Origin of the sequence: Streptococcus sp. CL6.35 (genome assembly GCF_049737915.1) — a bacterium.
In the GTDB taxonomy this organism is placed as follows: Bacteria; Bacillota; Bacilli; order Lactobacillales; family Streptococcaceae; genus Streptococcus.
In genome coordinates, this window is sequence record NZ_JBKOTU010000009.1 from 19,584 (window position 1) to 42,084 (window position 22,501).

The following is a 22,501-nucleotide window of genomic DNA, read 5'->3' on the forward strand; positions in this document are numbered from 1 at the left end:
TTACATCAAACCTGCTTTCTTAATTAGTGGATAGAGAAAAGCTTGCGCCTCTTGAATGGCTGCGCGTGTTTCTTCTACAGTTTCACAATTTTCAGACCACATTTCGATTAGGAAAGGTCCATTATAATTGGTTTGTTTTAAAATATCGAAAGCTTCTTCCCATTTGACACAACCTTGCCCAAAAGGTACATCTCGGAACTGCCCCTTTGAACTTTCTGTCACTGCATAAGTATCCTTGAGATGGAGAGCTGTGATAGCATGGTGACCTAGATAGAACTCACTATAGACATCATTATGCCATGCAGACACATTCCCAATATCTGGATATACAAAAAGGTAGGGAGAGTCAACATCCTTTTCTACAGCCAAGTATTTTTCGATACTATTGATAAAAGGATCATCCATAATTTCAATAGCAAGTACCACCTGAGCCTCTTCAGCCCAGTCACAAGCTTTTCTCAAATTTTTGATAAAACGTTGGCGTGTCTGGGGTGACTTTTCCTCATAATAAACGTCGTAACCAGCTAATTGAATAGTACGAACTCCCAAGTCTTGGGCTAATTCAATACATTTTTTCATGAGTTCTAGAGATTTTTCCTCTAGAACTGGATCATTTGATCCCAATGGGTAGCGACGATGGCCTGAAAAACAGATAGAAGGAATACGAACACCAGTTTTATAGATTGCTTTGACAACTTCCAAACGCTCGTCCTTGCTCCAGTCCAGTCTTGCTAAACGCTCGTCACGTTCATCAATAGACATCTCGACAAAATCAAAGCCTAACTCCTTGGCAAAATTTAAACGTTCTAGCCAAGTAAAGTGTGTCGGGGTTGCCTTTTCATAAATTCCAATTGGACGTGCCATGGTTTACCCCCAAATTCGTCTGATTTCATCCTTGAAGGCACGCGCTGCTCCTGCTGGATCTGCAGCCTCTGTAATTCCGCGACCTGCGATAAAGGTAAAGACATCAACGCCTTCAAATAGTTTGAGAGTATCTACATCTAGACCACCTGTTACAGACACACGGAAGCCCATGTCGATAAGTTTTTTAACCTTATTAAGGTCTTTTTCACCCCAAGTCTCACCAGCAAGAAGTGCATCACGAGATTGGTGATAAATAGCTTGTGAGATACCAGCATCTAGCCAAAGCTGAGCTTGTTCAAAAGTCCAATCGCCATAAAGTTCAATCTGGATTTCGCCTCGGTCTCCACGTTCAGCCATGATAGCCTTTAGAGCCGCTTCCATAGTAGGGATAGTTGCACAACAGATACAAGTCATCCAATCGGCACCACGAACGGCATTATTTTTGGCAACTGTTCCACCAGCATCGGCACATTTTGTGTCTGCCACAATAATCTTATCTGGAAAAAGGCTTCGCAAGACTTCAACCAGTTCACTTCCAACTTGTAATAAGCAAACAGTTCCAGCTTCGATAATATCTACTTCCTGACCAACAGAAACAGCTGCTTTAATCGCTCCTTGCAAGTCTGAATGATCTAATGCAACTTGTAAATTAGGTATTCTTTTTGTCATCTCTTTATTCCTCTTTCTAACTTTCCAAATCCAATCCCTCGAGATAAGGGCTATCCTTAGATTCTTCAATCATCGTCAAGACATCTTCCTTAGTCTGGCAAACCTGTAAACGTGCGATAGAATCTTCTAATTCAAACAAGGCAATAATCTGTGGAATGGCTACACTTGTGTGAATTTTTGAGCTTGTTGCTGCTAGTGCCAACAAAACTGAAACTTCTTTCCCATCTGAAAATACAACAGGATTTTGTAAGGTGATCAATGAAAAGGCATCTCTTTGCACTCCAGCTTCAGGTCTAGCATGGGGCATAGCCATACCTGGCATTAAGATATAGTATGGGCCATACTCTTCAGTCGATTCAATGATAGCATCGTAATACTCTGGCAAAATTGCTCCACTTTCAATCAAGGGATCTACTGCTACCTTGACTGCTTCTTTCCAGTCTTTAGCTTCTAAACCTAGTCGGATCGAGTCATTGTCAATTAAAGCTTGTTTTAAATTCATATCTGCCTCCTTTATTTAAAGAGGGAGAAGGACAGAAACGATGACTCTCAGTTTCTATCCAGCCCCCTCCAACCTTTTACTGTAGTGCTTGACTGAGTTTTTCAGTGATTTCTTTATCATCCATCAAGTTGTCAAGCCCAATTAACTTCCCATTAGTTCGCCCTTCCAATTCTTGGATCAAATGAAGAGAAGCGATTACGATGTCATATCCTGCTGCTAAACCTTTAGCTTCACCGACACTGCATGAATTGACTGTAAAATCTGTTTGATTAAGCTTACGGAGAGCATTTTCAACCTTCATCTTGATAACCATTGATGAACCCATTCCATTTCCGCACGCTGCTAATACTTTAACCATTTTATTTCTCCTTTTCTAGATACTAAGCTTCTTCTTGAACTGCACCGTTGTAATATTTCTCTTTATCTTTTGCTTTGGCAAATTGAAGTTGAGGAATAACAAGCAAGAAGAGACACACAAGTAGATAACCAACAATACCAAGGTATTTGAAGATATATCCAAATCCAAGCCATGGGAATTCAAAGTCGATATTTCCATGGTAACCACCATAAGATGCTAAATCAAGAAGAGCTACACAGAGAGCTCCTAAAGCAACTTGGAGAACACCTGAGATGAAGGATAGGATAACAGCCGCTTTCCATCCACCGCGTTTATCAGCGTAGACCGCAATGGCTGCATTGTCAAAGAACACTGGTACAAATCCTGTAATAATAAGAATCGGATTTTTAAAGACGATGAGCAAGACAATTGTGATCAATTGACCAATCAAACCAAAGGCAAATCCTGACAAGACAGCGTTTGGAGAACCAAATCCATAAGAAGCTGCAACGTCAACCGCTGGGAATGAGCCTGGCAACAATTTGTTTGAAATACCTTGGAAGGCGTTTGTCAACTCAGATACGAACATGCGGACACCTTGCATCAAAACGAACAAGTAAACTGAGAAGGTAAAGGCTGTTTGAATAATGTACATAAAGAAATCTTGTTTAGCAGGATTGAATAGAGTTCCTGAAGTGATGACTTCTTTATTAGACATAATGTCTGGACCCAAGATTAAAAGAATGGCTCCGAAGAATACGAGCATCAAGGTAGCAGATGCAACAACTGTATCGTGGAAGATTGAGAGGAACTTAGGTAATTTAAGATTGTCTAAACTTTCTTCTTTCTTACCAAAGCGTCCTGCTACTTTATCTACAAACCAGATTGCAAATTGCTGTTGGTGACCAATCGCAAATCCGCCACCACCAGTCAAGCGTTGAGTTGCCTCAACAGTCATATTTGAACTAACTGCCCAGTAAAGTCCACAGATGATACCAATCGCTGCTGTACCGTAAGCATTGCGCAATTGTGGTACTAAGAATAGAACCATAAGAGATACTGTTGCAGCTTGTTGTACCATGATGTGACCAGTAATAAAGAGGGTTCTTACCTTCGTGATCTTGCGAAGAGCTACGAGCAAGATATTTATTCCGAAACCAATCAATAGAGCTGTAGTTGCAGTTCCAACAAAATCTGGAAACTCTGCTGCAATTTTGTTGTTTGCTGCAGCAAGTCCAAAGTAAGGGTCGATAACCGCTGCACCAATTTGGAATTTGTAGTTAAGGGCTGCTAAGATCGGACGGAAGGTTGTAACCAAACCACCTGCACCCACATTGAGCAACATATACCCTACTGTTGCTTTAACAAACCCTGAGAAAACGTCGTGGGCAGGTTTTTTCAAAAGTGCGTATCCTATCAACACCAATAAACCTACGAAAAATGCGGGATTCTGCAAAATATTGCTAGAAAACCAATTTAGAACACTTGAAATGACTTCCATAATTGTTCTCCTTTTGAATTGTTTTTGTAGGTTTATTATATAATTTGAAAGCGTAAACAAAAAGACCAAGAATTACACAGCGGACTGTTCACTCTTGGACTGTATGATTTATGATATTTTAATGATTAGCTTAGTTTCTCGTAGCTAGATAAAATGGAAGAATTTTATCATAAGATTTCAGTAGGGCTTCTACGATTTCTTCTTCAGATGAATTCTCTGTTATAGGGACATCTATTTTAACTAACACTTTTCGGACTTCCTGATTGGATAGTTTATTTCTTAAAATTTGACGATTTTCTTCGTTCGCCTCCCACCGTTGACTTTGACCATCAGAGTAGACTAGATAATAAACACCTTCAACGGTTGGAACTTTTAAAACTTTGGCCTGCTTGCCTAGAGTTCGCTCATCTTTCTTACGCTCGATGAAACTGACCTCTAAGGAAATTCCAAAGTCAGTAGATGTCCCATACAAACGAAGAGCCAACATAGGTTCTGTTACTTGTCCGTCTCTCTGTAGATAAACCCAAAAATGTGGTCGTAAACGTTGCGCCTGATTCATCCACTGGCTAGTCTGTTGGAGTTGCCATTCTGGATGACTTGCTTGAAAGGCTTTAGCCAGTTCTGTAAAAGCCTTTCGAGCCTCTTGGCCTTTGTGGCGCAATTCCAGCATTTTCTCTCGCTCTGCTCCCGCCTTATCAGGATTACGGTACTGCAAATCAGCAAAGTCTAAATAGTCTCTTATCTTATTCAACATTAATTTAATCTCCTCCAGCTAGCAAAAAATCAGGATAACCCTGATTTTACTTATTCTGTATCTACGACAACATAACGATTTGGCTCATCACCTTCAGAGTAACTGGTCACGCCATCCATACGTGAAATAATACGATGAATAATCTTGCGTTCGCTATTTGACATTGGATCTGTCTGATGACTGCGTCCTTCTTCTAAAACACGAGTCGCCAATTTTTGCGCATAGGTCTGCAAGACTTCTGCACGGTGTTCAACATAATCATTGACATTAATAGTAATGTAGAAGGTTCTTGAATAGCGGTTGTAAAGATAATTTTGAGCCAATAGTTGCAAGGCCTTCAAGACTTTACCATGGTAGCCGATAATACGACCTGGTTCGTTAGTATCAATTTGCAAATTGATGCTACGACGGTTATAGTCATTTGAAAGTGTAGCTTCAACATCCATGTCATCAATAATTGTTTGAACATAAGTCGTTACTTCCGTAGCTACTTGTTCAATATCAAAGCTCGGTTCAACTTTTAAGCCCAAGTCTTCTAGTTCTTGACTTTCAGTTTGCTCAGCTTGGTTTTCAATAATAGGAGTTTCTACTTCTTCTTCGAGAGCAGTTTCTTCAAGTTGTAATTCATTTAAAATCTCAATGTGACCAGTTTCTTCTAAGATAGTGCTGGCATGTCTTTCATGTTTTAAGATTTCAGCCTTGACTTCATCAGAAATACCTTGGCCTTCTTCCTCAATCTTTTTAATTGCCTCTACAACATGACCCAAATCAACAGTTGCTTCACTGACTGTTTTAACAGGCTCATTCAAATCATTAATTTGCTTCGGAACTCCCTTTACAGCTTGTTGGTTTGCTTTTACAACTGTCGTTTCACTAATAGCATCAATATCCACTTGGGCTGGTTTTTTACCAAATAAACCAAGAAATCCTTTTTTCTCACGAGAAATGACTTTGATATGAGCCTTCAGTCTTGGGATATCTAATTCTTTCAATCCTTTCTGGATTGCTTCTTCAACAGTTGAACCTGTAAATACTACCATTACCAGATTCCTCCTTATTATTTCGTTTTCTGAGCCTTTTTCTTGGCTTTTCTTTTTCTATTTTCCAAATCTTTCTGTGCCTGTACTACAGCCTCGCGCTCTGCAATAATCTTGAATGGATTGTTCAAGAAATAGGTTTGCAAGACTTGATAAGCATTGGACACTGCCCAGTAGAGAGCGACTCCGCTCGGAGCATAAACCCCAAAGATAAAAATCAAGACCGGAATACCGTACATCATCGCAGTCGTAGCTCCATTACGCTCAGACAAGGCTTTGTTGGACAGCCAAGTACTTAAAAAGGTGAATACTGCTGCTAAAATCGGAAGAACAAGGGTTGTATCCACACCACCAAGGTTAATCCATAAGAAATGACCTGTCTTTAAAAAGTCAACTCTTGATAGAGCTTGGAACAAGGCCAAGATAACCGGCATCTGAATCAAAATCGGCCAAAGAGAATCTGACTGTCTGACACCCATTTCTTTAAAGACTTTACGCATTTCTTGCTCTAGCTTGGTTCTGCTTTCCATATCTCGACCTGGATATTGTTCTCGAAGCGCCTTAATGCGTGGTTGAGCTTCTTGCATTTTTCTGGAAGCCACCATTTGCACTTGAAAGACTGGCAAAAGCAGTGTACGAATCAAGACCGTAAAGAGAATAATCCCCACTCCGATACTGATATCAAACGATAAAAAGCGAATAATTTCCGCAAAGAAGTAAACAAATTTACTCCAAAAATCAGCCGAATTGGCTGTAATATCGCTAGTTGTCCCATTTGTTGCACAGGCTGTCATGATAAATAGGGACAGTCCTAGCAAACTAGTCAACTGTAGTTTCTTTTTCACTCCCATTTCCTTCCTGGTAAATCTTTGATAATTTTAATACGTGGAGTAGATTTTTCTCCATCTCTGCGTATCCCAAGGTTTCGACCCCTTTTCGAGCAATGACAACAAAGTCGACATCTTCTACCAGACTCCCTTTGGCATTCTGGATAATATGACGAATCCGTCTCTTAATTTGATTTCTAGTGACGGCATTCCCCAGTTTTTTGCTAACTGATAGACCTACTCGAAAATGGTTTTTCTGATTTTCTAGTTGGTAGACAACAAACTTGCGATTGGCAAAACTTGTCCCCTCCTTGAAAATCGCCTTAAAATCTTTCTCTCTTTTTACACGAAAGTTTTTCTTCAAAACTCAACTCCATCTATTAAATTACTACTATTATACCATATTTTTCAAAAAAGCCAATCATAGCAAGGTTTTGGACAATTTCACCATAAAAAGAAGCTGGAAAAATCTCTTTCCCAACTCCTTGTACGGAATATTTTTTCTGATTTTAGTTATTTTTTTAAGCGTTCAACGTCACGGGCAATGACTAATTCTTCATCAGTTGGAATAACCAATACACGGATCTTCGCTGCCTCTGTTGAGATGTCTCCTGTCACGCCAAAGACGTTCTTTTCTGGATCAACATCACAGCCAAACCAAGAGATACCTGAGATAACATCTTCACGTACGTTTGCAGCATTTTCACCGATACCTGCAGTAAAGATAATAGCATCTGCTCCATTTAGGACCGCAAGGTATTGACCGATATGTTTTTGAATGCGATCAACATACATTTCATAGGCTAAAGTGGCATCGTGATCCCCTTCTTCCATAGCAGCAATCACATCTCGCATATCACTAGATTTGCCTGAAACACCCATAAGGCCTGATTCACGATTAAGGACTCGACTAATATCTTCAGGCGTGTTAAAGTCCTCTGTATATTGCATTAAGTAAGGAATGATAGCTGGGTCAATATCCCCTGTACGAGTTCCCATCATCACACCACCAAGTGGAGTGAAGCCCATTGAAGTATCGACAGATTGACCACCCTTAACAGCTGTAATAGAAGCACCATTACCGATGTGGCAAGTAATCAATTTTAAGTCTTCTAATGGACGGCCCAAGAGTTTTGCTGCTTCTCCTGCTACAAACTGGTGACTTGTACCGTGGGCACCATATTTACGAACCTTGTTTTCTGTGTAATATTTTGTTGGTAGAGGATAGCGATAAGCTTTCTCTGGCATAGTTGTGTGGAATGAAGTATCAAAAACAACTACACTGGTAATGTCTGGCAACAATTCCTTGAAGGCGCGAACACCTGCTGCATTAGCTGGATTGTGGAGAGGAGCCAACAAACTCAACTCTTCAACTTTTTCTAAAACATCCCCTTCAACAACTGTTGATTCTTTGAAATATTCTCCACCTGCAACAACACGGTGTCCAACACCTGTAATCTCATCATAAGCCTTGATAATATCGAAACGAATCAAGTCATCCAATAAGATTTTAACGGCTTGTGTATGATTTTCAATATCCAAAATTTGTTGTTCAGAACGACCATCAAATTTTACAGTTGAAATTGAATCTTTCAAACCGATACGTTCAATCAAACCTTTCGCCAATACTTTTTCTTCTGGCATTAAGTATAATTGCCATTTCAAACTTGAACTTCCCGCATTGATTGCAATTGTTTTTGTCATAACAAGACTCCTCTTTTAAGCGTTTTCATCTATTATAACAAAATCTATTTTATATTTCAGTACCTTGAGTCCATTTTTGAAAATTTTCTTTAAATTTCATTAAAACACTTGCATCTTGCAAGCTAGCAAGTGGATAAATAAAAGGCTCCACTGCTATTTCACTTTTCTTCTGTAAGATAAAAATAGTCTTGGATTGTTTAGCATTAGCAAAGAGATTTTCAGGCAGACTAATCATGGCAGTCAGACTTGCCTCCTCTTTCAACCAGCCTTTCAACAAATCACTTTGAGGACTGGTCAACAAATCACTCGGAGCGAGAAAAATAGCGTATCCATCTGACTTGAGGTACTTAAGTCCTTGTTCCATGAGCAAGTGATGGGCGTAAGTATGTTCTTGACTAGAAGCAACTTGATGGCGCGACGCAACGGCGTCATCAGGATAATAGCCGACAGGCAAGTCGCTGATGACCACATCGCTTTCTTTGAGCATTTGTGGACGAACGGCATCTCCTTGGACAAAACCAGCCTGCAAACCAATTACATCTGCCATACTAGCCGCCAAATCAATCAGCAAATCATCCACTTCCATTCCCAAGTAATCCACCTTTTTATCAAGCGAGGTCAAGAAAGTAGCGCCCAAAATTCCCATCCCAGAACCCATTTCGAGGATCGTAATCTCCTTCTCTTTAAACAACTCTTCCACAATAAACACCAAAAGTAAAGCAATGGCATCTGGTGTAAACTGGTGATTGGCCTGTAGGGGCTCTGTCTGCCCAGCCTTCATCAAGAGAAACTGGTAGGTTTTGAGCCATTCTTCTTTGCGAAGCGCTAAGCGTTTAAGGGCCTGATTGTTTTCCTTGACCTGCTCTAACTCAGTCTCACCATCCAAATAGATGCTGTTTTGCTCCACCAGGGCGTCATAAAAGTTGGTCGCCAAATCACTTTGGATGACTTGGACATTCTCTAGTAAATACGTATAAGCTTGTTCAATTTTTTCAAAATCCATATTCCTATCTTATCAAATTTCCCTTCTTTTTTCCATCCTTATAGAAAAATCACTCCCTGATTAAGCGAGTGATTTTTGGGCTACTGTTAAAAAGAGTTCTGAGTAATTTCCTTGAAACAGGTCTTCAGCGCTATAGAGGATCTGACTATGCACAGATGAAAAACCATGCTCAATTAGCTGTTTTTCCAGTTCAGCTAAATCAAATCCATGATGGTTAGCCTCTGTCTTGGTAAAATCAGCAACGAGGAGTTGTCCATCTTCCTTCAACTGTTGATGAAACAGTGAGAGAGCCGCATCCAAATCAGGCATATGATGAAGAACACGACAAACAACAATGAGATCAAACTCTTGCTCTAAGGTTTTTTTCAGTAAATCTTGCTCCAAAAACTGGATATTCTTGATTTCTTGCTGCTCCGCTTTCAAACGAGCTTGCTCCAGCATTTTCTCAGAAATATCTACCAATATTACAGATTTGGCTTGTTTTGCCAGAGGCAAGGCTAATAGCCCCGTCCCTCCACCAAAATCCAAAATTTCTTTGTCTGATAGAAGATCAATCTGTTTCTCGACTGCTTGACAAACCAAGTTTGCAAGGAAGATATTTTTAGGCGAATCGAAAGTTTCTGCTTCGTGGTTAAAATCATGTTTCATATTTTTAGTTTAGCACAAAGTAGCTTGATTGGCTAGGAATTCTCTTTCTTTTCAGACTTCTCTTCTGATTTTTTCTTCTCCGCTTTTTCGCTTGAATCAGTCGCTACCTTTTCCTTTTTATCTGTTTTCTCTTCTTTGATTTTGACTGAAGGAAACAGAAACTCATATTGACTCTTAGGCGTACGAACCGTCGTCACCAAGCTTGTTTTCTTATTTTGATAACTCACCTGACCCAGATTAAAGGCCTGTTCCCCACTTTCTTGCTCAACCTTATCTTTGCTTCGCTTAGCCATAGCAAAAGCGATTAACTTTTCTTTATTTAAAGCATAGTCTTGATAGTGGGCGACTTGTCGGTTCAAGTAAAATTGTAACAAAAGACTAAAGATGGCTGCCATAGTGACTGCATAGATGAGAACACCCGCCTTAACTTTTTTCTTTTTCCACACGATATATGAACTCCCTTTCTAAGCCTTTTTGGAATTGAAAACGAAAGCGAACCAATTGATTGTCCTCTGTAATCTGCGCAAATTTGAGGCCATAAACCATAGGCTGATAACCTCGTCCACTGGCATCGGTTTTCCGAAAATCATCTGATTTAGACTTACCTATAGAAATATCCTTGCCATCCTGCTTCATATAGAGACGATTGCCTTCCACTTTTTCAAACTGCGAACGATCTAATTCTGCCTCCAACTGGTCCACAAACAGGAGCCACTCCTTTTGCTCGCTTTGCTGCTGGTAGCGAACTTCTGAAATGAGGAGCTGACTCATGGCTTGAAAGAGGAGTAAGCTTCCACTGATAACAACGAGAGCAATAAGGGATTCTAACAAGGTAAAAGCCTTGACCTTATGGCTCTTTGATAGCCAACAACTGTTCTGAGCCATGATAAACCTCCAATCCTTTTTCACTAGAAAACATCTGAATCTCAACTCCGTTTATGTTTACCTGATTTTGACCTGTCTGCAAGGCCATCTTAGCTACCCTCAAGACTTCTTCCTTTTGCAAGATTTTTGCTTCTTCTTGCCTATTTTTTTGAATTTGTCCCAAAAGTAGGGTCGCAATACTAGCAAAGATAGCTAAAGCAACCACTGCTTCCAGTAAAATCACTGCCCTAATTTTTTGTTTCCTTAATGCGTTTAATTTTTCCATTTCCTAGATATAATTGATAACGAATCGCTCCTTTACTGGTATGAAATTCAACCTTAGCCAGGGACGAATTGCCCCCAGCTCGATCAAATGTAATACTTTGGCCTGATGGTGCCTGAATCCCTTTGGGAACTGTCAACTTTTGACTGCCGTTAGTGATTGTCTGCCCATCTAAGTTCAGACTAGTCTTTTGCTGACTGGCTACACTGCGTTTTTGGGTTTCCCGATAGAGTTCTTCAAACTCCATAAAGAAAATCTGATCCTCTACCGCCGCAAAAGTGGACTGAACAGAACCTGACAAGCCCAAGGCAAGGATACTCACAAGACCCAAAACCAAGAGACTTTCAAGCATGGTAAAGGCCTTAATCTGCAACGGTTTGACTGGTATTTTGTTTAGCATGGTATTCTTTATAAGCTTTAGCCTGTTCTTCTGTGATTCTCCCATCTGCTTGTAACTTGCTTAGGCTAGCATCTTCATTTTTATCTAAGCTATAAAGCTCTGCCTGGCTTTCCACCACCTTAACAACAGCAGCTTTTCCTTTGTCGTTGACTGCTTCTTTTTGCTTGGTCAGATTAGGTACAAAGAGCAAGAGAAGCACGCTGATGATGAGCAAGACCACCAACATCTCCACAAGTGTAAAAGCCTTCACTTTCGCTTTTTTCAAGAATGTCATCATTTTTTTCATGTTAAAAATTTACCTCCATATTTTGATACATGGGCATGAGCATTGCCGCATAAAGTAAAACGATAATCAGAGCCACAAAGATAAAAACCAGTGGCTGCACCAAATTCATGGTGCGGTTAACTCGGGTAAAAAAGGCTTCCCAAGTTTTTTCAGCATAGATTTCCAACCCACTCCCCAGCTTGGACTTGACTTCACCATACTCGATAATAAGACTCAACTCTTTCTTAAAGAAAGGATAGGTTGCTATGGTTTGAGAAAATTCGCGACCATTTTGTAGGGCTTGAGCTAGATCTTGACCGATTTCTTTAAAGAGTTGGGAACCTTGTTCCTGCATCATTTGAAAAATCTGCGTCAACTCCATCCCTTGAGAAATCATATTCCCCCATTCACGCGCATAATAAGCTGTCAAATAAGTCTGAACAAAGATTCCAAGGAAGGGAAGACGCGCTAAGATAGAAAAGACACGCATTTTGGAACTTCTTTTATAGAAAGTTAGTGCTAAAAGGGCAAGTATGGAAACAAACCCCACCATTCCTAGAAAGATTTGTGGCAGATTTCCAATGATTTGGGTGGCAATATTGCTACTATCCAGTTGTGGTAGTAGATAGTTCCGTAGTCCCAGCATAATTAAGAGAAGAAAACCCAGCAAAATCAAGGGATAGGTCGCTACTTCAATTAGTTTTTTCTTGACCTTGGCAAGATTGTCTAGATACTCTTCTATCTTTCCCAAACTCAGGTGGAGATTTCCATGGACTTCCGCTAGGGATAACTGAGTGACAATGGCACTTGAAAATCCCAAACTTTCCATCATTTCTGAGAATGATTTCCCCTGAGACAAGCCCGTGCGCATCTGGGTCACACACTGCTTGTCCAATAATGCACTCCTATCTAAAAAGGAGATGGTCTCCACCAGATGAAAACCACTGGAAAAGAGATTGTTAAACAAGGTAATGATATTTTTTTGCTTAGCTGTAGCTAATTTTTTCCATTTCAGCCTGAAGACTTGTGATATGTCCATCTTCAAGAAGCTGGTCAATCTGCTCATTCCAGCTAGTTGGCTGGTGTTCTTGATAGTCTTTGTTTGCAAAGTCAACGATTCCTCCTCCCCCGATTAATCTCTGATAGCAGACTCCCTGTAGAACGACTGCTAATTCCTCCTCACTCACACCCAACTCCAGCAAGCGCTCATAAACACCTCTGATACTCTTGGCATGAATGGTTGAAAAGACTGTCGCCCCTGTCAAACTGGCTCTGACCACTGCACGCGCCGTTTCGCTGTCTCGAATTTCTCCGATAATCAGGAGGTCTGGTCGATGACGTAGGGAAAGTTTGATGAGATTTTCATACGTCAACCCGATTGTTTCGTTCAACTGCAACTGGAGCATGTCGTCCTGCTTGATCTCAACTGGATCTTCAATGGACATAACTTGTTGTCCCTTAAAAAGAGACTTGGCTAATTCGTGCATCAAGGTCGTCTTACCACTGCCGACTGGACCAGCAAAGAGATAGAGACCCCGTTGCCTGTACTGCTTGCCCAATTCTTCAATATCCTGAAACCAAAAATGCAAATCCTGTTCCTCATCGTGCAACAAGCGAATAACTAAACTCTCATGACCTCGATAATCGCCTACAGTAGATAAACGTAGGGATGCCATCTTCTGGTCGTATTCATAATCACAGGAACCTAGTTGACTGCGTCGCTTTTCTCCCACATTCATACCCGCCACAAACTTGAAATGACTGATGACGGCCGCAAACTTTTCAAAATCATAACAACCAATTTTACAGCGCTCGTCTCCCACCCTCATATGAAGCTCATAGGCGTCTAACTTAGGGACAAAATAAATATCCTGCGCCCCTTTTTTCCGGGCCGACCGAATGATTTCTTGTGCAATTTCTTGAACCATACTTACCTCCTCACCTATACTATTCGCAAAGATTTTGAAAAAATAAAAAAGCAACTCCAAAAAAAGTTACTTTTTCTCTATTTTAATTTCATACGGCAAGAACGGTGCCTTTCCTGACCAGTTTGTTTTTCATAGCCTGGGCGTAGTTTTTCATCTGGAATGACCTGCTCATCCTGCAAAAGAGCCAACGAATGGTATTGTTGTAAATATTCATCACATTCATCACACCAACGTTGGTCTTCTGGGTCCCAAAAAATGGTCATCAAGTCGCTTCTACTTTTATAAAGAGGGGATTCTTGCTCCAATCGAAACCAGCAAGTCTTGTAGTATTTGAGAGCATCATAATACTGGTCAAACTTCTTACTCGCTACAATATCTTCTTCCCAACCTTCTAAGAACCACCACGGTTCAAAATCTCCGTACATTTCTATAACACGATACATATTCATTCATTCCTTTGTACCGTATATTATAACCAATTCCGCCAAACAAGGAAAGTAAAATGCTCATTTCTTGACTTTTTTGATAAAAATCCAGCCATCTGATGATGACTGAATTTCTATTTACTTATATGATAAAACTTTTTACTTCTTAAGCTTCTGAGATATCATTTTCGATAATGACCTTAATGGCATGGTGGTCTGCTGCCTTACCGAAGACTTCATAGGCTTTTTCAATTTCACTTAGTTTGAAATAATGAGTTACCAATTTTTCTGGTTCAATCTTATGACTTTCAAGTGCTTTCAACAATTGCGGAGTGGTATTTGTAGATACCAAACCAGTTGTTACATTGATGTTGCGAATCCAAAGTTTGTCCAAATCGAATTCAACTGGCTTACCATGTACACCACAGTTGGCAACTGTTCCGTCTACACCGATAATCTTTTGACAGAAATCAAATGTTGCAGGAATACCAACAGCTTCGATAGCGACATCTACACCACGGCCATCTGTCAAATCATAAATTTCCTTAATGGCTTTTTCAGGGTCTGAGGAATTAACCTTATGAGTCGCACCGAATGATAAAGCAGTTTCCAAACGGTTATCGTCTAAGTCCACCATAATCAATTTAGCCGGTGAATAGAACTGAGCTGTCAAAAGAGCAGCCAATCCAACTGGACCTGAACCAATAATGGCTACGCTACAACCAGGTTCTACTTTCCCTTTCAAGACACCAATTTCATATCCAGTAGGCAGAATGTCTGATAGCATAACCAAGGCTTCATCTGACAAGTCTTCTGGAGTGTGGTAAAGAGTGTTATCTGCATGAGGGACACGTAAATATTCGGCCTGCATACCATCAATCAAGTGACCGAAAATCCAACCCCCTTCGTCTTCACAGTGGGCATAAATTCCTTTTTTACAGTAGTAGCATTTACCACAGGCACAGACACAAGAAATCAAAACCTTGTCGCCTTTTTTGAAGTTAGAAACTCCTTCTCCAACTTCTTCAACAATCCCAATTCCTTCGTGACCAAGAATGGTACCACTTTGGCAAGCAGGAACATCCCCTTTGATAATATGGAGGTCTGTTCCACAAATAGTGGTTTTTACGATACGCACAATAGCGTCTGTTGGCTTGCGAATAACTGGTTTGTCTACATCAACAAAAGAAGCAAGTCCTGGTTTAACATAAGTATAGGCTTTCATAAAGCACTCCTCCGTTTTTTATTTGTACTATTTATAATATAATTGTAAGCCTTTTCATTTGTTTCTTCAAGCTTTTTTGTGATTTTCTTAACTTTTTTATTTACCAGTAAAGTACCCTGCATAAAAAAGCAGAAGCTAGTATCTAACTCCTGCTTTCTCTCTTATGCTTGATAACGTTTCACGCCATCTAGATAGGTTGCTACCAATTCCAAATCTTTATCTAGTACGATAAAGTCTGCGTCGTAGCCTTCACGGATTTGACCACAGACATCATCAATGTGAACAGATTTAGCTGGGTTAAGGCTAGCCATCATGACCGCTTCGTGTGGATTTGCAATACCCCACTCGACTACATTTCTCATACCATCTTTAAGTTTGAGGATAGAACCTGCCAAATTACCAGTAGATTTGAGACGTGCAGTTCCATTTGCTACTACAACAGGGAATTCTCCCAACATATAGTCACCGTCTTCAAGCCCACCAGCTGTCATACAGTCCGTAATAAGAGCGATGTTTTCTGTCCCCTTTTGCTTAAGTAAAATCTCACAAGCTTTTGGATCTACGTGATAACCATCACAAATCAATTCTGCGTAAGTATGTGGGAGCTCATACATAGCTCCTACCATACCGAGTTCGCGGTGTGTTAAACCACGCATCCCATTATAGGCATGTACCCAAACACTAGCTCCAGCATCGACTGCCTTCTTAGCTTGTTCAAATGTCGCATCTGAGTGTCCAAGTGCAACTGTCACACCTTCACCTGTAATAGTACGTACAAAATCTTCCACCCCATCACGTTCTGGTGCAATAGCGATTTTATTTAGCATCCCTTTTGCAGCATCCTGCCAAGAATGAAACTCCTCAACACCCGGGTCTCTCATATAAGTTGGATTTTGTGCCCCCTTAAAAGTTTCTGTGAAATATGGACCTTCATAATAAATTCCACGAATCTTAGCACCTGTTGCTTCTTTATAATGGTTTCCAAGATTTTCAGTGACTGCAAGCAATTGCTCATAAGTGGCTGTTAAAGTTGTGGGCAAGAAACTGGTAACACCGGTACTAAGAAGTCCTTCACTCATAGTATGCAATGTACCTTCAATGTTGTTGTCCATCACATCTACACCTGCATATCCATGAATATGAGTATCCACAAGACCTGGTGCAATGCTATAACCAGTATAGTCAAGAACCTCTGCTCCTTCAGGAATTTGATCCACATGTTTCCCAAATTTGCCATCAACAAGTTCTAAGTACCCACCGCGACGAATGCCAAATGGATAGAAAAACTGATCCGCTTTAACGTAATTAGGCATAATAATGACCTCCTTAAAAGATTACTTTTGATATTTATTATGTCAATTACATTATAAACCTTTCTGATTCATTTGTAAATGGTATAGACCTGTTTTCTAGATATATTTTAAAAGAGCTGGATTTCTCCAACTCTTCTCTTTTTAATACAAGTTATTTTGATTTGACTGGCTTGTCTTGAGCTGTTTGCAAGGCTGCAGCAATGGTATCTGCATACAATTTAGCTCCTGCTTCAATTTTACTATTGTCACTTCCAAAATGGACTTGGTCTGTCCCAGTCCAAATTTCTGGATGTTCCTTAGCAGCTTGATTCCAATCTGCTATCGTGATGTAAGGAGTCTTCTCTGCTAATTCTCTCATATAGGCAGCCGCCTTCTCAACGATTGCGTAAGTCTCTTTTGTCTTATCCCCCTCATAAGGAGTCACCAAAACCATATGGTGCCCCTTAGGAAGATTTTTCACGATACTATCCCAATCTTCCTTGTAATTTTCAGGATTATTTACCCCTGTTGCAATAACCACCATCTTTGGTAGAAATTTATTCTGGCTATTGTTGAGCATGATTTCATTGGCGGTCTTGGTTGTTCTGCTGACCTGCGCATTAATCTGTGCTCCAGGAAGGGCTGTCTGCAAAGCTGTATTAGCTCTTAGTGCTACCGAATCACCAATTAACATAGTGCCATCAGCAATTCCCAAACTATCAGCTTCTGCTCGTTCTGCCATCAACTTGGTCTGGCCAATATTTGTTTCAGCTTGCTTCAAACCATTGACAGTCAAATCTGTCTCAAAAGCTCCCACTTGTGGTGCCATCAAAGTCACTAAGAAGACAATAAATGCCAAGATTCCTGTACTTGCTGCAAGGATTGTGTGAATATGAGGCAGGGGACGGAGGGTTTGTATAATAGGTGTGTCCTTTCCTGCAATCCAAGGTTCCAATACATAGAATGAAAGACTGGCGAATCCATAAGAAAAAATCAAAGTTAATAACACAGCAAGAAGATTTGATGTCAACTGTGAGAAAATAATGTAGAAAGGCCAATGGAAAAGATAAACCGCATAGCTAGTATCCGCTAAAAAGCTGATAATCTTTGGCTCCTGCACGTTAGGAGTCTTTTCATGTAAGACACGCGCCGCCAGAATCATAGCAATGGCTGCAAGACTGGCAAGCAAGAAGCCCATAAGATAGGCAAAGAGATAGGTAAATTTGACAAAGAAGGTCAAAATGAGTAAGAAGCCAAAACCTCCTGCAAAAACTAAAAGGGTCTTGCGTAAATCCCAGATTTTATCCAACTGCTTAACTAAAGAAGTCGTATGACGAACGCCTACAATAGTTGCTAGGATACTTCCCAAAAAGAATGGATAGACATGAGTTAAACTGGAGAAGTAAACAGAGGAATAGGAGGTTACTAGAAAACTACCAATAAACATGGAGAAGAAACTAATCAAGAAGGCAGCAGCTGATAAGAGAAAAACCATCCCCTTCAACTGACCATTTGATTTAGCCTGTTTGGATAAGAACCAAACTGCCAATCCCCAAAGAATATAGTAGTGAACCTCAACGGCCAAGCTCCAATTATGAACAAACAAATGAGGAATGAACTGAGATTCATAACTCCCACCTGTTAGCAGTTCATAGAAGTTGGTCATGAAGCCTAAGACACCCGCAATCTGACCCCCAATTCCAGCCACATAATCTTGCCGAACTAGAAAAGTAAAGGGCATGGTTACCAAGACCATCAAAACCACAGGTGGCACAATACGATAAAAGCGTCTCCTAAAAAATCCAACCAAATCAATTTCATGATTTTTAGAAAATTCTTCGATGAGTAGAGCCGTAATCAGGAAGCCTGAAAACGTGAAAAAGACATCTACCCCGAAAAATCCTCCAGGAAAGATAGTCTGAAAGAAATGATACAAGAGTACCAGTAGTAAACCTGTAATCCTAATCAAGGAAAACCATTTAATGCGCATACGAGTTTATTCTCCCTTTCATTATACACTTTATTCTATCAAAAAAAGAAGAAAAATCCCAAGAGAAAACTTAGGATTTTTAGCTTATATCAATTCCATTTTAGAAATTGCGTCCTGACTTATTATAGCCATATTTTTCAACAAAATACTCACGGAATTCCAAGAGATTGTCATCCATGATGGCTTGTCGCACTTGCTTCATCAGGTTAAGCAAGAAGTAAAGATTGTGGTAGCTAGTCAAGCGGATACCAAAGGTTTCATCAGCCTTGAGCAGGTGACGAAGATAAGCGCGTGTATAGTTCTTACATGTGTAGCAATCACACTCAGGATCCAGTGGCGTAAAGTCCTCAGCAAACTGAGCATTTTTGACAACCAAACGACCTTGACTGGTCATACAAGTTCCGTTACGAGCGATACGAGTCGGCAAGACACAGTCAAACATATCCACCCCACGAATCACCCCATCAATCAAGCTATCTGGCGCTCCCACACCCATCAAATAGCGAGGTTTGTTTTCAGGCAACAGTTGAGTTGTGAAGTCCAAGACAGCATTCATCTCCTCGTGGGTTTCTCCCACTGCCAAACCACCGATAGAGTAGCCTGGGAAATCCATGCTAACAAGGTCATGAGCCGATTGGCGACGCAGGTCTTCAAATCCTGCTCCCTGCACAATCCCAAATAATCCTTGGTCATGCGGACGACGATGAGCCTTTAAACCACGCTCAGCCCAACGGCTGGTACGCTCAATTGATTTCTTAACGTAGTCGTAAGGTTGATAAAACTGAGGACATTCGTCAAAGGACATCATGATGTCTGAGCCCAAATTATTCTGAATAGAAATGGCTTTTTCTGGCGATAGGAACATCTTAGAACCATTGAGATGGTTTTTAAAGGTTACTCCTTCTTCTGTGATATTACGGCTATCTGCTAAGGAATAAACCTGAAAGCCACCACTATCTGTCAAGATAGGCTGGTCCCAATTCATGAACTTGTGGAGACCACCTGCGCGTGCGATGAGTTCATCTCCAGGGCGAAGCCAGAGATGATAAGTGTTTGACAGGATAATTCCCGAACCCATTTCCTTCAACTCTTCAGGTGACTGAGTTTTGACAGTGGCTTGAGTCCCAACTGGCATGAACATAGGTGTCGGGAAGGTACCGTGGGGAGTGATGATTTCTCCCAGACGAGCTCCCGTGTGTTTTTCTTTCTTAATCAAACGATATTTGATTGGTGAATCTGACATTTTTTACCTCCGAAGCTGGGAAAAACAGTCCCAGTTCATACTTTGTGCCCAAGGGCATACTGTATGATTTTATCAAAAAAAGCTGGAACTGTCACGAACTATGGTGTATAATGAGAGAATGAAATACCCAAAAATTGATTTAAAAACCATTCGTCTGCAAGCTAGACAATTTCAGGCTGAAAATCCCCGTCTCTTTCTCGTCTATCTCTTACCTAGCATGCTGATCATTTTGTCTGGCTTCCTCAATCCCTTAGAGCGCATCAACGAGAGTGTTTTAGAACAACCCTTTTTAAGCGTGTTTGGCCATGTATTCCAAGCCTACCTTTTTCCTCTATTAGTCTCCTTTATCGGAACAATACTTCTGACCAGTTCAGTCTATACAACGCTGAAACTCATCAAGAATCCAGATACAGAACTATCCGTCAAAAATAGTCTCACTCTCTTTAACGAAGAGCACTTTTCACAAACCTTTTTGACTCTACTTCTCAAACGTTTCTATCTCTTCTTATGGAGCATTCCTAGTTTACTCGGGATTTACTTTCTCTTTTATAGTAGCTTTTTAGCCAAGAAATTCGTTGTCCTTCATCCTGAGTTTCCTAATCTGGATCTCTCGTCAGTTGAAACTGAACGTTTCCTCATGACCTTTGGTCTCTATTTTCTAGCAAGTATCCTCTTGATGATTGTCGGAAATAGTCTCTATATTCCACAATACTATGCCTATTCGCAGGTAGAATTTCTCCTCTGTGACACCCTAGACTTGGGCCAAGCTAAACCAGGGCAAATCCTTAAAACCAGCCGTTTCCTGATGAAAGGCTATAAGTTTCAGCGTTTTGTACTAGACTTACAACTCCTTCCTTGGTACTTCCTCAATTGGATTACCTTTGGAATTGCTAGTTTTTCACTCCTACCCTACATTAAAATCAATAAAATGATTTTTTACCGAGCAGTACTGGCTCGAAAACGTCCAAAAGCTTGAAGGTGGCCCCTCAAGCTTTTTTCTATCAATGAGTTTCTCCACCTACCAACTTGAGATCCTGATCTCCATGTTCTATAATAGCCCCGATTGCCGCTTCTATCCCTCGCCTAATATCCACTAAACTCATAGCTGGAGTAGTCGGTCGATTCACCACCTGTTCCATCATATAAGGAATGTGCATAAAACCTGCCTTAACATGTGGAAATTTCTTTTCTACCAAATAGAGAGCCTGATACATCAAATGATTGCAGACAAAAGTCCCTGCCGTATTTGAAACAGAGGCCGGCAAGCCCTCTTTTTTTATAGCTTGGACCATCGCTTTAATCGGCAGACTACTAAAGTAGGCCGAAGCACCATCCGCTCGAATGGGAAGGTCAATCGGCTGATTACCTTCGTTATCAGGAATGCGTGCATCGTCTTGATTAATGGCTACTCGCTCAGGTGTCAAGCTGGTTCTTCCACCTGCTTGGCCGATACAAAGGACAAAGTCAGGTTGATAGCGGTTCATCTCTTCTTCCAATACTTGAGCCGATTTGTGAAAGACTGTTGGCACTTCTAACCAACGGACCTCAGTACCATGGATTTCAGCTGGTAAACCTTTAATGGCCTCCAAAGCTGGATTGACCTTTTCCCCTCCAAAGGGCTCAAAACCTGTCACTAATACTTTCATTTCTTACTCCTCAAAACAAATTCAATGAGACTTTTTTCTTAAAAACAAGTATAACATATTTCTCTTATTCTGGAGTGAAAAGGACTAGAGAGGATCAGACCAGCATTAAAGTTTATTTAAAGAGAAAAATACTAATCAATGCCAAAATAGCTGGTCCACCTTGCTTCAAAATAATTTTCTTATCTGCTGTGAGAGAGCCATAAGCCGCAGCTCCAATCACAAATAAAACAAAAATAGTCACAATTTCTAAATTCTGTGAGAAATAAATCCCATACAAGAGAAAGACTCCTAGCAGAGCATTATAAATCCCTTGATTTTTAAACAATGAACTTACAGACGGACGAGCCAGTTCTTCCTTGTCCATATTAAAGACACGACTAGTCGCATCTGATTGCGTTGCAATACTTTCCAAATAAAAAATGTAAAAATGCTCCAAAGCAACAATCGTTGCTAAAATGATTGTAATAATTGACATCTATTTCTCCTTAAATTTCTATATTTTCAATACCCAAAACCAATTTATTTAATAAACGGTTGAGTTCTGTTTTTTCAGATTCTGTTAAGATACTTTCCATCTCTTCCTTAACCTTGATATGCTTCAGAGGGGGATTCACCACTAACTGCTCCTTTGCATACTTCGTAGCCTCCACCAATACTTCTCGCTGATTTTCAGGATTACGATGACGCTCCACCAAACCTTCCTTTTCTAAAATCTTGAAATGTCGTGTCAAAGCAGCCTGATCAATCTTCAAACGCTCCTGAACCGCTATTTGATTACAAGGGGAATGCTTCAGCAGAAACAGTAAAATCTGATACCGTGTCAAACTAATCCCAAGCTTTTTTTCAAACAATTGCGTGCTCGCTTGCTCAGACAAGCGGAGTTGATAAAGTAAATCTTGAATCTCTATCATTTTTTCTTTCCTTTTATTGATTTATCAATAATTGACTAATCAATTATAATACAAAGTAAAATAGATTGCAAGAATGTTGCTTAAGGCATTGTAAGATTGTAATTTTCCATTCAAATTGACAAAGAAAAAACGAACGAGACTCGCTTCCTATCATGAAAGCTAGTTCTCATTCGTAAAAATTAT

General features: G+C 40.3%; 28 protein-coding genes. 1 reads left to right on the forward strand and 27 read right to left on the reverse strand.

What is annotated here, in order from left to right; all coding sequences use genetic code 11:
* The 24 genes from ACLNCP_RS09415 to tgt form a co-directional block, all read right to left on the reverse strand.
* Complete coding sequence (locus ACLNCP_RS09415) at nucleotides 1-864, reverse strand: L-ribulose-5-phosphate 3-epimerase (protein WP_023947936.1); 864 nt, start codon at nucleotides 862-864, stop codon at nucleotides 1-3.
* Between the two features lie 3 nt (nucleotides 865-867).
* Nucleotides 868-1,533: a 3-keto-L-gulonate-6-phosphate decarboxylase UlaD gene (locus tag ACLNCP_RS09420; RefSeq protein ID WP_023947938.1), complete on the reverse strand. Its 666-nt coding sequence runs from the start codon at nucleotides 1,531-1,533 to the stop codon at nucleotides 868-870.
* 16 nt (nucleotides 1,534-1,549) lie between these two features.
* Complete coding sequence (locus ACLNCP_RS09425) at nucleotides 1,550-2,035, reverse strand: PTS sugar transporter subunit IIA (RefSeq protein WP_033679597.1); 486 nt, start codon at nucleotides 2,033-2,035, stop codon at nucleotides 1,550-1,552.
* A gap of 76 nt (nucleotides 2,036-2,111) precedes the next feature.
* Nucleotides 2,112-2,393: a PTS sugar transporter subunit IIB gene (locus tag ACLNCP_RS09430; RefSeq protein WP_000241466.1), complete on the reverse strand. Its 282-nt coding sequence runs from the start codon at nucleotides 2,391-2,393 to the stop codon at nucleotides 2,112-2,114.
* 22 nt (nucleotides 2,394-2,415) lie between these two features.
* Nucleotides 2,416-3,873 carry a PTS ascorbate transporter subunit IIC gene (locus ACLNCP_RS09435; RefSeq protein ID WP_238096589.1) on the reverse strand — a complete coding sequence of 486 codons (1,458 nt, stop codon included), beginning with the start codon at nucleotides 3,871-3,873 and terminating at the stop codon, nucleotides 2,416-2,418.
* A 130-nt stretch (nucleotides 3,874-4,003) separates the two neighbouring features.
* Nucleotides 4,004-4,627: a hypothetical protein gene (locus ACLNCP_RS09440; protein ID WP_000932629.1), complete on the reverse strand. Its 624-nt coding sequence runs from the start codon at nucleotides 4,625-4,627 to the stop codon at nucleotides 4,004-4,006.
* Nucleotides 4,628-4,677: 50 nt separating this feature from the next.
* Nucleotides 4,678-5,667 carry an RNA-binding cell elongation regulator Jag/EloR gene (gene jag, locus ACLNCP_RS09445; RefSeq protein ID WP_049515763.1) on the reverse strand — a complete coding sequence of 330 codons (990 nt, stop codon included), beginning with the start codon at nucleotides 5,665-5,667 and terminating at the stop codon, nucleotides 4,678-4,680.
* 17 nt (nucleotides 5,668-5,684) lie between these two features.
* Complete coding sequence (locus ACLNCP_RS09450) at nucleotides 5,685-6,509, reverse strand: membrane protein insertase YidC (protein WP_004236733.1); 825 nt, start codon at nucleotides 6,507-6,509, stop codon at nucleotides 5,685-5,687.
* Entirely contained in the window at nucleotides 6,484-6,855 is a 372-nt protein-coding gene (rnpA, locus tag ACLNCP_RS09455) for a ribonuclease P protein component (RefSeq protein ID WP_000739245.1), read from the reverse strand. Before rnpA ends, ACLNCP_RS09450 begins: the two co-directional genes overlap by 26 nt.
* A 149-nt stretch (nucleotides 6,856-7,004) precedes the next feature.
* Nucleotides 7,005-8,195, reverse strand: coding sequence for an acetate kinase (locus ACLNCP_RS09460; protein WP_084886490.1), 1,191 nt, complete (start codon nucleotides 8,193-8,195; stop codon nucleotides 7,005-7,007).
* Between the two features lie 49 nt (nucleotides 8,196-8,244).
* Nucleotides 8,245-9,198 (reverse strand): class I SAM-dependent methyltransferase, encoded by a 954-nt coding sequence (locus ACLNCP_RS09465; protein WP_424844364.1) that lies wholly within the window; start codon nucleotides 9,196-9,198, stop codon nucleotides 8,245-8,247.
* Nucleotides 9,199-9,258: 60 nt separating this feature from the next.
* The gene (locus tag ACLNCP_RS09470) at nucleotides 9,259-9,846 is read right to left on the reverse strand and encodes a class I SAM-dependent methyltransferase (RefSeq protein WP_173875730.1); all 588 of its coding nucleotides are present in this window, start codon (nucleotides 9,844-9,846) and stop codon (nucleotides 9,259-9,261) included.
* A 32-nt stretch (nucleotides 9,847-9,878) separates the two neighbouring features.
* A complete protein-coding gene (gene comGG / locus ACLNCP_RS09475; protein ID WP_173875729.1) occupies nucleotides 9,879-10,292 on the reverse strand; it encodes a competence type IV pilus minor pilin ComGG in 414 nt (137 codons plus the stop codon).
* Nucleotides 10,270-10,731 (reverse strand): competence type IV pilus minor pilin ComGF, encoded by a 462-nt coding sequence (gene comGF / locus ACLNCP_RS09480; RefSeq protein ID WP_173875728.1) that lies wholly within the window; start codon nucleotides 10,729-10,731, stop codon nucleotides 10,270-10,272. Before comGF ends, comGG begins: the two co-directional genes overlap by 23 nt.
* The gene (gene comGE, locus ACLNCP_RS09485) at nucleotides 10,694-10,996 is read right to left on the reverse strand and encodes a competence type IV pilus minor pilin ComGE (protein ID WP_153209718.1); all 303 of its coding nucleotides are present in this window, start codon (nucleotides 10,994-10,996) and stop codon (nucleotides 10,694-10,696) included. The genes comGF and comGE overlap by 38 nt, the downstream gene beginning before the upstream one ends.
* Entirely contained in the window at nucleotides 10,959-11,393 is a 435-nt protein-coding gene (comGD, locus tag ACLNCP_RS09490) for a competence type IV pilus minor pilin ComGD (RefSeq protein WP_185757749.1), read from the reverse strand. The genes comGE and comGD overlap by 38 nt, the downstream gene beginning before the upstream one ends.
* Nucleotides 11,356-11,679: a comG operon protein ComGC gene (comGC, locus tag ACLNCP_RS09495; RefSeq protein WP_000738641.1), complete on the reverse strand. Its 324-nt coding sequence runs from the start codon at nucleotides 11,677-11,679 to the stop codon at nucleotides 11,356-11,358. The genes comGD and comGC overlap by 38 nt, the downstream gene beginning before the upstream one ends.
* A gap of 1 nt (nucleotide 11,680) precedes the next feature.
* Complete coding sequence (gene comGB / locus ACLNCP_RS09500; RefSeq protein WP_424844372.1) at nucleotides 11,681-12,697, reverse strand: competence type IV pilus assembly protein ComGB; 1,017 nt, start codon at nucleotides 12,695-12,697, stop codon at nucleotides 11,681-11,683.
* On the reverse strand, nucleotides 12,645-13,586 hold the full coding sequence (comGA, locus tag ACLNCP_RS09505) for a competence type IV pilus ATPase ComGA (RefSeq protein ID WP_424844365.1): 942 nt from the start codon (nucleotides 13,584-13,586) through the stop codon (nucleotides 12,645-12,647). Before comGA ends, comGB begins: the two co-directional genes overlap by 53 nt.
* Before the next feature lie 77 nt (nucleotides 13,587-13,663).
* Nucleotides 13,664-14,029, reverse strand: coding sequence for a DUF1033 family protein (locus ACLNCP_RS09510; RefSeq protein ID WP_000286409.1), 366 nt, complete (start codon nucleotides 14,027-14,029; stop codon nucleotides 13,664-13,666).
* Nucleotides 14,030-14,177: 148 nt separating this feature from the next.
* Nucleotides 14,178-15,236, reverse strand: coding sequence for a zinc-dependent alcohol dehydrogenase family protein (locus ACLNCP_RS09515; protein ID WP_016398446.1), 1,059 nt, complete (start codon nucleotides 15,234-15,236; stop codon nucleotides 14,178-14,180).
* 161 nt (nucleotides 15,237-15,397) lie between these two features.
* Entirely contained in the window at nucleotides 15,398-16,549 is a 1,152-nt protein-coding gene (gene nagA / locus ACLNCP_RS09520) for an N-acetylglucosamine-6-phosphate deacetylase (RefSeq protein WP_001134549.1), read from the reverse strand.
* A gap of 151 nt (nucleotides 16,550-16,700) precedes the next feature.
* Nucleotides 16,701-18,518 carry an acyltransferase family protein gene (locus ACLNCP_RS09525; protein WP_424844366.1) on the reverse strand — a complete coding sequence of 606 codons (1,818 nt, stop codon included), beginning with the start codon at nucleotides 18,516-18,518 and terminating at the stop codon, nucleotides 16,701-16,703.
* 100 nt (nucleotides 18,519-18,618) lie between these two features.
* Entirely contained in the window at nucleotides 18,619-19,761 is a 1,143-nt protein-coding gene (tgt, locus tag ACLNCP_RS09530; protein ID WP_001285237.1) for a tRNA guanosine(34) transglycosylase Tgt, read from the reverse strand.
* Between the two features lie 118 nt (nucleotides 19,762-19,879).
* Between tgt and ACLNCP_RS09535 the strand changes: the two genes are divergently transcribed.
* Nucleotides 19,880-20,737: a DUF975 family protein gene (locus ACLNCP_RS09535; protein WP_000876906.1), complete on the forward strand. Its 858-nt coding sequence runs from the start codon at nucleotides 19,880-19,882 to the stop codon at nucleotides 20,735-20,737.
* 25 nt (nucleotides 20,738-20,762) lie between these two features.
* On the opposite strand, the gene pcp is transcribed toward ACLNCP_RS09535, so the two are convergent.
* The 3 genes from pcp to ACLNCP_RS09550 form a co-directional block, all read right to left on the reverse strand.
* On the reverse strand, nucleotides 20,763-21,407 hold the full coding sequence (gene pcp / locus ACLNCP_RS09540; RefSeq protein ID WP_000866926.1) for a pyroglutamyl-peptidase I: 645 nt from the start codon (nucleotides 21,405-21,407) through the stop codon (nucleotides 20,763-20,765).
* Between the two features lie 112 nt (nucleotides 21,408-21,519).
* Nucleotides 21,520-21,882, reverse strand: coding sequence for a DUF1304 domain-containing protein (locus ACLNCP_RS09545; RefSeq protein ID WP_024057670.1), 363 nt, complete (start codon nucleotides 21,880-21,882; stop codon nucleotides 21,520-21,522).
* A 10-nt stretch (nucleotides 21,883-21,892) separates the two neighbouring features.
* Nucleotides 21,893-22,318, reverse strand: coding sequence for a MarR family winged helix-turn-helix transcriptional regulator (locus ACLNCP_RS09550; protein WP_424844367.1), 426 nt, complete (start codon nucleotides 22,316-22,318; stop codon nucleotides 21,893-21,895).
* Between the last annotated feature and the right edge of the window lie 183 nt (nucleotides 22,319-22,501).